7 protein-coding genes are annotated in these 10,040 nt (G+C 68.6%); 1 reads left to right on the top strand and 6 read right to left on the bottom strand.

Features of this window, described 5'->3' with window-relative positions; all coding sequences use genetic code 11:
- The 6 genes from JHC81_RS12205 to JHC81_RS12230 form a co-directional block, all read right to left on the bottom strand.
- On the bottom strand, positions 1-1,935 hold a 1,935-nt coding region (locus tag JHC81_RS12205; protein WP_292175081.1), incomplete at its 3' end, for a tipN.
- A gap of 130 nt (positions 1,936-2,065) precedes the next feature.
- Positions 2,066-3,064, bottom strand: a complete 999-nt coding sequence (pdxA, locus tag JHC81_RS12210) for a 4-hydroxythreonine-4-phosphate dehydrogenase PdxA (protein WP_292175082.1) — start codon at positions 3,062-3,064, stop codon at positions 2,066-2,068.
- Positions 3,064-4,404, bottom strand: a complete 1,341-nt coding sequence (locus tag JHC81_RS12215; protein ID WP_292175083.1) for a peptidylprolyl isomerase — start codon at positions 4,402-4,404, stop codon at positions 3,064-3,066. Before JHC81_RS12215 ends, pdxA begins: the two co-directional genes overlap by 1 nt.
- Before the next feature lie 99 nt (positions 4,405-4,503).
- The gene (gene lptD / locus JHC81_RS12220; protein ID WP_292175085.1) at positions 4,504-6,921 is read right to left on the bottom strand and encodes an LPS assembly protein LptD; all 2,418 of its coding nucleotides are present in this window, start codon (positions 6,919-6,921) and stop codon (positions 4,504-4,506) included.
- A 52-nt stretch (positions 6,922-6,973) separates the two neighbouring features.
- Positions 6,974-8,101, bottom strand: a complete 1,128-nt coding sequence (lptG, locus tag JHC81_RS12225) for an LPS export ABC transporter permease LptG (protein ID WP_292175086.1) — start codon at positions 8,099-8,101, stop codon at positions 6,974-6,976.
- Entirely contained in the window at positions 8,098-9,225 is a 1,128-nt protein-coding gene (locus JHC81_RS12230; RefSeq protein ID WP_292175088.1) for an LptF/LptG family permease, read from the bottom strand. Before JHC81_RS12230 ends, lptG begins: the two co-directional genes overlap by 4 nt.
- 138 nt (positions 9,226-9,363) lie before the next feature.
- Here JHC81_RS12230 and JHC81_RS12235 point away from each other — a divergent pair.
- The coding region (locus JHC81_RS12235) for a M17 family peptidase N-terminal domain-containing protein (RefSeq protein ID WP_292175089.1) at positions 9,364-10,040 on the top strand (677 nt) is incomplete at its 3' end.

Genomic DNA, 10,040 nt, shown 5'->3' on the forward strand with positions numbered 1-10,040 from the left:
GGGAGGGGCCACCGACGGCGGTTCGCGCCGGCGTCCACCGGCGGGTTCGCCGGAGACGACGCCCATCAGCCGCACGGCCTCGGTCAGCATGTCGTAGTTGCGGCGCACGCGCTCCTGGAAGCCGACGTCCAGGGCCTCGGTATCCGCAGCGGCCTTCTGCGACGCGGCGGACAGGGCGGCGAGGCCCTGCTCGACGGAGGTGCGGACGGCCTCGACGCGGGCCTGGGCCTCCTGCGGCAGACGGGCGGCGCGGTCGTCCAGATCGCCGATGGTGGCGTCGATGCGCGCCAGGGCGTCGTTCATGCGCTCGACAGTGGATTCGAGCCGCATCAGGGCGCGCTCGCCGGCCTCATCGACCATGCCGGCGGTCTCGGCGACGATGCGGCGCGCGCCGTCGATGCGGGTGTCGGCGGCGTGGTCGGCCTTCTGCGCCGCTTCGAACAGGGCTTCGCCCAGGCGGTCGACACGGACCTGGGCCAGATCGGCGGCCTCGGTGGCGGCCTGGCGCGATTCTTCGGCCGTGGCCTGCAAGGCGGCGAGGGCGCGGCGGGTTTCCTCGACCAGGGCGTCGCGGGCCTCTGCGGCCAGGGCCTCGAACTTGTCGAGCGCCAGTTTGGTGGCGGCGTCGAAGCCGTCGGCCTCGCGCTGGGACATGTCGACCAGGGCGCGGAACTGGTCGGTGGCGGCCTCGACCAGATCCTTGATCGATTCCGTGGTGCGCTGGGTGGTGTCGCCCAGATCCTGGGTGACGGAGCGGGTGGCGGACAGCTGTTCGGTCAGCTGGGCGCGTTGGCTTTCCACCTGGGCCGAGAAGTCTTCCTGATCGGTGCGCAGGCCCAGGGCGGCCGTGACCAGGGCCGCCCGCTGCTGGCCCAGGCCTTCCTCGACGGAGAGGATCTGTTCGGCGACACCTGCTCCGGCATTCTCGAGCCGCAGGGTCTGGCGAGCGAGGTCGTCGGCGGCGACGCGGGCGGCGTCCTGGGCCTCACCAGCGGCGGCGGCCAGGTCGGCGGCGCGGGCAGCGAGCGCGGCCTCGGCCTCGCGCAGCTGGGTCTGGGCCAGGTCGGAGGCGTCGATGACCATGCGGGACTGGCGCTCGACCGCATCGGCCACGCCGGTGGCCTGGGCGTCGAGGCGGGTGCCCAGGGCCTGCATCTCGTTGCGCTCGGCCCCCAGCTGCTCGACCAGACGGCGAGCGGTGCGTCCGGCGACATCGGCGGCGTCGGTCAGGCGGGTGGTTTCCTGAACCAGAGCCTCCCGCAGCAGGGTCATGTCGTGTCGGGCGCGCTCGGCGGCGACAGAGGCCAGGTCGATATCGTTGCGCAGGGACTGCAGCACGGTGCCCGTCTGTTGCGCTGCCAGGGCCGTGGGGGCGACCAGGGCCTCGGCCAGTTCGCGGGCGCGGCGGGTTTCGGCGGCCAGTCCAGCCCCCTGCCGCACGGCGTGGGCCAGCAGGATGGCCAGGCCGACGGGCGCGAGGGCGATCAGGGCATAGACGGCGAGACGGAGCGGCTCCAGCTCGGCGGTGCCCGCGCTGACCTCATAGGTCAGCCAGGCCACGACACCGGCCACCCAGGCCGCGGATGCGAGGCCCGCGATCAGATAGGCGCGACCTTCGGAGGGAGCGGTGGTCTTGCGGGTGCGCGGGACGACCGGCACGGGCGGGGGCTCGAAAGGGGCCGGTGAATTGTCGGCAGCGGACGAGACCGGAGGGGAAAGTGTCGGCGTCACGACCTCCGGCGCGGACACGCGTGCGGACTCGGCCTCTGCCCGTCGCGACTGTTCTTCCGCCAGGCGACGACGGCGGCGCTCCGACATGGGGCGGCTATCGTCGGACGGTGCGGGTTCGACCTCGACCGCGGGCGGAACCTCGGTGTGCTCCTCGATCGGGTCGAGGGACGACAGGTTCAGAGGGGGCCGTTGGCGGGACTTCATGATGCGTCGAACTCGTCACGGGAGGGCATCGAGGCGCGACGCCGGAAGGACGCAGAAACCCTAGCGGTTCAATCGACAGGCGAAAAGGCGGTCGTTGCGATTCGCCGCCGGGATCATAGCCAGGACCGTGCTATCGCGCCCGTGCGGCCGCCATCTGTCCGGCGAGGCGTAAGGCGGCGATCAGGCTGTCCGGTCTCGCGACACCCTTGCCAGCGATGTCGAAGCCCGTGCCGTGATCGGGCGATGTGCGAACGATCGGCAAGCCCAGGGTCACGTTCACGCCACCCCAGAAATCCAGGGTCTTGACCGGGATCAGGGCCTGGTCGTGATACAGGCAGACGGCGGCGTCGTAGCCGGCGCGCGCCTCGGCATGGAACATCGTATCGGCGGGGCGCGGGTCGGAAATGTCGATGCCCTCGGCGCGCAGGATTTCGACAGCCGGGGCCAGGATCTCGATCTCCTCCAGCCCCATGGCTCCGCCTTCGCCGGCGTGCGGGTTCAGGGCCGCCAGAGCGAGGCGCGGGCGGGCGATGCCGAAATCACGCTTCATGGCCTCGTGAACGACCCGCGCCGTGCGACACACGCGCTCTATCGTCACCAGCTCCGGCACCTGGGCCAGGGACGCGTGGATGGTCACCAGACAGGCCCGCAGATCCAGCGCCGTCAGCATCATGACCGGCCCGCGCGTCTCGGCGAACGGCACGTCGGCGGTCAGTTCGGCAATGAACTCCGTATGTCCGGGAAAGCGGAATCCGGCGGCATACAGCGGGGCCTTGGCGATGGGGGCCGTAACGATCCCGCCGACCTGGCCATCCAGCGCCAGATTGACCGCCTGTTCGATCCAGTCGGCCACGGGCCCGGCATTGGCGCTGTCCGGGCGACCGGGCACGACCGCCGTAGGCAGGGGCTGGTCCAGGACGGGAATGGCGCGAGCGAAGACGCCGTGTGCGTCCGCAGGAGACGTGACGGCCTGTACCGGATAACCCTGTGCACGCATCAGCGACGCGTCGCCGATCACGACGAAGGGTTGACCTTCGTCCTTCAGCGCCGCCCAAGCCCTGGCGATGATCTCAGGCCCGACACCTGCCGGCTCGCCCATCGACAGGGCCAGCGGCAGGGGCGTGGACATCAGGATTTGAACTCGATCGCCGCGTCCTGACGCAGGTCGCGCATGTAGCGACGGCCCAAAGTGGCCAGGTTCTGGCCGAACAGGCGGTTTTCGACCTGCTGGGCGTTCGGGGCTTCGGCTCCGCCCGCGCGGCGTCCGCAGACGGCCAGCAGATGGACGCCCAGCTGGGTGCGGATCGGCGTGCTGATCGAACCGACCGCACCCGAGCGGGCGACCTGCTGGAACTGAGGCAGCAGGTTCGCCGGATCGGCCTCGCCCAGATCGGTGCCCAGCAATCCCTGTTCCGAGGTCGCGCGGGTCAGGATGTTGTCGCACGTCAGTTGCGGGCGCAGGGCTTCCAGCCGCTGGGTCGCGGCGGCCACCTGGGCCTCCGTCGCCGTCTCCGGCAGTTCGACCATCATCTGCTTGATCTGGGCCAGGCTGGAGGTCGAGCCGTCACGCTTGTCGCGCATATAGAGGATGTAGACCCCGCCCTCGACCGGGATGGGACGGGACAGTTCGCCGGGGCTGAGTTGATCCATGGCCTGTTGCAGCGCGGGCTGGACCGTGCCTTCGACCACCCAGCCGGCGTCGCCGCCGCGGGTGGCGGAGGGCGCGGCGGAGAACTGTTGTGCCACCGCCTGGAAGGGCGCGCCCTGCACCATCTGCTGAACCAGCTGGGTCGCGCCGTTCAAGGCAGCCTGCTGGCCGCCGACGCGCGCGGACTCGATGTAAATCTCGCCGATCAGATACTGCTTCTTCAGGGCGGCTTCGGTCGCCTGTCGCAGCGCAGCCTCAACGGCCCCCTGGCTGACGCGAGCGCGGCTCTGGAACCGACCGCCGACCAGCCGCTGCCAGCCGATCTGGGTGCGGAGCTGTTCGCGCAGCGTCGACGGACGGATGCCGAACTGAGCCAGCGACTGGGCATAGGCTTCGGCGGTCGCGCCGACCTCGGATGCCAGGGCGGTCAGTTCTTCCTCGACCTCGGCATCGGTCGCCTTGATGTCTGGATAGCGGTCCAGTTCCTGGTTCTGCAGGCGCTCGTCGATGATGAGGTTCAGCGCCTGCTGGCGAATGGCCGGCAGGTTTTCCGGCGTGGGCTGGACCTGGGTCTGGGCGATCAGCAGCAGCATGCGCTGGCGCAGGTCGAAGCCGGTGATGACGCTGTCGTTGACCGTGGCCAGGACGCCGTCGGCCAGCTGGAACTGAGGGGCAGGCGCGGCCGTCGGCGTGGCAGGTCCGGCCGGATTCGGCACGCCGGCGGCCGCGGGTCCCGGCGTCTGCGGGGCCGTCTGGGCCAGGGCGGTGCTGGACAGCAGGGCGGCGACCGCCAGGCCTGTGATGGAACGCTCGAAACGCATGTCAGTCCTGATTCCTGTGGCGGCGCTGATCCCGGATCGGCCCGGAAATCGCGTCTCGCATATCCCCGAGTCGCGCGGCGTTCAGCGCCATTCGCTTGATCAATACCCTGTACCGCCGAAAGTGGCGAGGTTTAGGCGCACATAGACGCCCTCGGACGGGCCGGTCGGTCTGACGCGCGTGTTGTCCCGGCGCCACCCTAGTTCGAACCGGTAACAGTCGTCGTCGAACAGCAGCCCGACTTCGGAGCGGGTGATCAGATCGCGTTCAAGGTCCGCGATGCCTGTGACGGCGACGCCCCAGTTTCCATAGACGAACTGCTGGCCCGTCAGCTGCACGAACTCGTAGTTGCGGTTGTTCGGCCCGTCCAGCGGGTTCGAACGGTCGATGATATAGCTGACGCTGGCCAGGTTGCGACGGCCCCAGCGCCCGTCGACGGCCGCCTCGGCACGACGAATTTCTCCGGCGGAATCGATGGTGGCGTGACCCCAGCCGCGGATGCGATCCGAAGGCGAGAAACTGCCCTGCACGACCCAGTCGGAGGTGTCCGAGCCGAGGCCGGAGGGGTCGTACAGACGGGCGGGATCGTCAGGCAGAGGAGCGAGATAGGCATTTTCCTGGGCGTCGCGGATGCTGCGCCCGACGAACAGGCTGGCCTGACGACCGTTGTCCCAGCGCATTGTGGCCCGGGCTCCGGCCGTGAAACGCGCGCCACCTTCGTAGAGATCGTAGCCGGGGAAGCGGTCGATGCGGAACAGCGAGCTTTCGTCCAGTTCGACGGCCTGACTGTCCTCAATCGGCACGCGGGGATCGAGGTCGGGATCGGACGAGATCGACAGCTGTGCCATCGGCTCCAGGATCAGGTCGGCACCGGGCCCCATCTGGCGGATCAGGGGATAGCTGACATCGACACCGGCCGTCGCGCGACCGCGGGTGATGGCCTCTTCCTCCAGCCCCATCATCGGCGGCAGGTCGCCGACGGAATAGATGTCGGCCCGAAGGTCGACGAAGGGCTCCCACCGGATGCCCATGGGGGAAATGAGCGTGCGCCGCCATTCCACCTGTCCCGAGACGCGGCGGCTGTCCACGCCCGGAAGGCCCAGGGTCGAGCCGGTGGGGATGATCTCGGGCCGCAGGACCGGGCCGCCTACATAGTCGTCGCGATACAGGGACACTGCCGAGCCCTTGAGTCTCAGACGCCCGCCGAAGACCGGTCCCTCGGGCTCCCAGCGGGCTTCGATCAGCGGCGCGACGATCGGCAGGGAGCCGTCCGTCTCGAAGACGTTCAGTGCAGGCGTGACCGGATCGAACTCGGCGACACGGAGGCTCTGAATCGTGAAGGCCGCGACGGAGACGTAGGAGCGCGGGGTCTGGTGCTCCAGATACAGCTGGCTGATCAGGCGGCGTTCGTCGCCGTAGTACAGGCCGTTGTCCTGATAGGGCGAGCGGATGTCATAGCGATCGAACAGGGTCTTGTCCGACGTCCGCTCGGCCGTGAAACCGGCGCGCCATGGTCCGGCCGGATCGAACAGGCCGTGCGCCAGCAGATAGCTGCGGGCGGTGCGGTCGCCGAAATCGACGTTGCTTTCGGCCCGGCCGTCGCCGTCCAGATCGAAGTCGCCGAAATTGCGCTCATAGGTGCCGCCGGCTCGTACGACGACGGTGCCCGTCTCGAATCGACGCCGCCACTGCAGGTTCAGGAACGGGGCCACGCGGGTATTGAACTGGGGGCTGATCAGCCAGTCTTCGGACGGCGAGACGACCTGAAGATAGGGGACCTCCAGGCTGATGCCGCGCCCTTCGTCATAGCTGGGGATCGGGACCAGAAAGCCCGAGGCACGCTCGACCGTCGGATCGGGATGGGCGAAATAGGGCAGGTAGAAGACCGGCACGCCGCCGACGCGGAACACGGCGTTGCGGTACAGGATGGCGCGCAGACCTTCATCCTGCACCACGGTCTCGGCCTGGATCGAAAGGCTGGGTTCCTTGGGATTGCCCTCGGCATCGCAGATGGGGCAGGGCGTGAAGATGGCGTAGTTCAGCTGATTGGCGTTCTCGCTGCGTCTCACGGCCGTCGCTGCCATCAGGCTGGCGCCGGTGGCGAACCGGGTGGCGAAGTCCACGGCCACGCCGGCCCTCAGATCGGAGTCGGTTTCCAGATAGCTGGCGAAGACGGTGTTGCCCTCGTCATCGGTCAGTTCGACCTGGCCGTCGGCGGAGGCGACGCCCAGACCCAGATCGTAGTTGAACTGGCGGGCGCGCAGGGTGCTGCCGCTGAAGCGTCCGAGCGCGCGGCGGTCGAGCGTTCCTACCGCCGAGACGATATCGCCCTCGCGGGTGACGGCATCGGCGTCGATATAGGCGGCCCCCTCGATCAGGCCGTCGGGCCCCGGTTGCGCGGGCGCCGTATCCTGGGCCATGGCCGGCAGCGCGGTCGCACCCATGGCCAGGACGGCGGCACCGGCCATCAGCCGCAGACGCAAACCGACCGTTTCGGGCGCAGGGCGCTTACGCAGCATACAGGGTCACTCGGATCGGTGGGAAAACGGAAGGCGCGGGCGAACAGGTCGCTTAGCCGTCTTCGGTATAGAACAGCAAGGTGAAGGCCGCGAGCGCCGTCATCAGGGGCGGCAGCCAGGCCGCCAGCCAAGGGGGGATTACCTCTGCCGAGCCAAAGGCCGACGCCGCCTGATTGACGAAGAAGAAGCCGAACCCCAGCACGACGGCCGCCGTACTCATCTTGGCCAGATCGCCCAGCCGCATCAGGCGCAGAGAGAAGGCGGCGGCCAGGATGGACATGGCGGCGAACATCAGTGGCGTGGCCAGGAGCTGGTCCAGTCTCAAACGATAGGCTGTGGACGAAAAGCCTGCCGCCTCGATGCGCGCGATCTGGCCGGGCAGGGACCAGAAGGGTGTGGATTGCGGGCGGGCGAACCGTTCGAACGCCTCGTCGTCGGCCAGGCTGGACGGCAGGTCGAGGGTGGCATAGCGCACCGCGCGCTGGCCGGCCTGTGCGCCCAGGGCATCGGTCAGGCGCCAGCGGCCCTGGGCCAGGGCCGCGGACTGGGCATCGATCCGTTCGGAGAACTGGCGCAGGCCGTCCGCATCGGCGGTGTAGATGAAGAAGGTGACGTCCAGCAGTCGGGCGCTGGCACGATCCTGACGCGCGGCGCGGATGACCATCTGGCGGGTGTCATCGCCTTCGCGGATCCAGACGGCCTGATTGCTGTCGGCTCCGGCGACCGAGCCCGACAGGCGTGCCCGCTCGCGCTGGAACAGGCCGTCCGCCGACGCCGACATGGGGCCCAGCACCGTCACGGTCAGCACGCCGAAGAGCAAGGCCGCGCCCGCTGCGGGTAGCACGAACCGCCAGGCCGACAGTCCGGCCGCACGCATGGCGATCAGCTCGCTGCGCCGGTTCAGCCCGACATAGGCCGCCAGCGTCCCGAACAGGAAGACGAAGGGCAGGAGCTGCACGATCACCTGCGGCGACTTCAAGAGCATCAGCCCCAGGATGCGTACGGCGGAAAGATCGACGTCCGAGCCGACGCCGCGCGAAATCTCCACGAAGTCGATCAGCATGATCAGGGCGGCGATGATGCCGAGGGCCACGGCGAGTGACCGCGCCTGCTGAACCAGCACATAGCGTTCGATCCGGCCCAGGCGGAACAGGGGCGCGGCCAAGTTGGGGCGGGTCATGCGGTCTGAACCTTCAGAGCGCGTTTCACGCGGCGGCTGCGGCGCGGCTTCAGGGCGCGGAACAGCAGGCGCAGGGCGATGGCGGTGGCTATGATCGGCAACAGATACTGCAGGATATTCAGCCAGCCGTTCCAGGCGCTGCCGGCCACGATGCCGTAGCCGACCACACGCACGACGAGAAAGGCGGCCGCCGCCTTGGCGATGCGCAGGGAATAGCCGGTGCGGCTGAACTGCCCGCCCATGATCGCGGCCAGCGCCATGGCCATGGCCATGAAGGCGTAGAGCGGGGCGGAGAGCCGGGCATGCCCCTCCGCCGTCAGCTCACCGCGCGATCCGACGGTGCCGACATCCTGAGGGGCAGGGTCGAACAGCTGGGTCAGATACAGATCGGTCGGCTTGAACCGGGGGCGTTCGGTCGCGTCGATGTAGGGCGACAGGTCAAAGACGTTCCGGTCGAACGAGCCATAGGTCAGCACGCCCCGGCTGGAGTAGCGCGTGGTCGAGCCGTTCAGCATGGTCAGCATCGGTGCGCCGTCGATGCGTTCGAACCGCGCCTCGGCCGCATCCCAGGTCGTCGCGTCGTCGCCGTCGGGCAGGTAGATGAAGAGGTTTTTCAGCAGACCGCTCTGCTCGATCTGCTGCACATAGACGGTCAGGCCGTCGGGCCCTTCGACGAACTCGCCTTCCTCGACCAGCAGGGCGGCGATGTCGGAGCGGATGGCGAAGGCCTCGGCGCGCGCCGTGCGCTGGGCCCAGGGCTGGACGATGGTGGTGATCAGGAGCGTCAGCACTGCCACGATCGCCGCCAGACGGATGGCGGGGCGAATCGCCGCCCAGCGCGTCACCCCCGAGGCGAAGACCGCCGTCAGCTCCTGCTCGCGTTGCAGCCGGGTGAGGGCAATCAGGGCACCGACGAACAGGCCGATGGGCAGGATCACCGCCAGCAGCTGAGGCACGGCCAGAAGGGTCAGCTTCAGCATGACCCAGACGCTCTGGCCACGTTCGACGATGATCTCCAGCTGATCCAGGCTCTGGCTCAGAATGCCGATCCCGGCCAGGGCCGCGCATGCCGCCGCCACGGGACGGCCGATCTGGCGAAAGAGATATCTCTGAATCAGCGTCATGAACGGTGGAAATCGCCCGGTTGCGGGTGGCGGCTGTGAAGCGCATCTAATACACACCGCGATGCCCCGGCGAAACCGGTGGCGTCCTTTGTCCTACCCATCGCCAGCCGAGGGCGTATTACCCGGCGGGAGTTGTCTATGAAGATCGAATTCGTCACATCCGCCGAGGCCGCCGAGGTTCTGGCTGTTCTGGTCCACGAGGGCCGCGCCTTCGTCGGCATGGGCACCCATCTGGACACGGCGACCAGTGGCAGTCTGACGAAGGCGATGACCCACAGCCGCTTTACCGGCGCGACCAATAGCACCCTGGTCGTGGCTGCACCCGCTGGCGTCGATGCCGCATCCATCGTGCTGACCGGCGCGGGCGAGGCTGACAAGTTCGACGATCTGGCGCTGGAAGCCGCAGCGGGTGCCGCCTATCACGCGGTCAAACTGTCGGGCGCGACGTCGCTGACGATCGATGCCTATTATCTGACTGCTGCGCAAGCCGGCCGCGCAGCCTTTGCCGCCCGTCTGGCGGCCTATCGTTTCCTGAAATACCGCACGACGCTGAAGCCCGCCAAGACGCCGTCGATCGAGACGATCCGCGTCGTGGCCGCCGATGTCGCCGCCGCCCAGGCCGCCTATGACGCCCTGTCGCCGGTGGCCGAGGCCGTCGAGTTCGCGCGCGATCTGGTCGCCGAGCCCGCCAACATCCTTTATCCGGCCGAGTTCGCCAAACGGGTCAAGGGTCTGGAAAAGCTGGGTCTCGAGGTCGAGATCCTGGGCGAGAAGGAGCTCGAGAAACTGGGCTTCCGCACACTGCTGGCCGTCGG

Origin of the sequence: Brevundimonas sp. (assembly GCF_016463295.1) — a bacterium.
Classification (GTDB): Bacteria; Pseudomonadota; Alphaproteobacteria; order Caulobacterales; family Caulobacteraceae; genus Brevundimonas.

Excerpts from the sequence above, each read along its gene's own strand:
- pdxA (WP_292175082.1), bottom strand. The coding sequence starts at position 3,064 with ATGTCCACGCCCCTGCCGCTGGCCCTGTCGATGGGCGAGCCGGCAGGT.
- JHC81_RS12215 (WP_292175083.1), bottom strand. The coding sequence starts at position 4,404 with ATGCGTTTCGAGCGTTCCATCACAGGCCTGGCGGTCGCCGCCCTGCTG.
- lptD (WP_292175085.1), bottom strand. The coding sequence starts at position 6,921 with ATGCTGCGTAAGCGCCCTGCGCCCGAAACGGTCGGTTTGCGTCTGCGG.
- lptG (WP_292175086.1), bottom strand. The coding sequence starts at position 8,101 with ATGACCCGCCCCAACTTGGCCGCGCCCCTGTTCCGCCTGGGCCGGATC.
- JHC81_RS12230 (WP_292175088.1), bottom strand. The coding sequence starts at position 9,225 with ATGACGCTGATTCAGAGATATCTCTTTCGCCAGATCGGCCGTCCCGTG.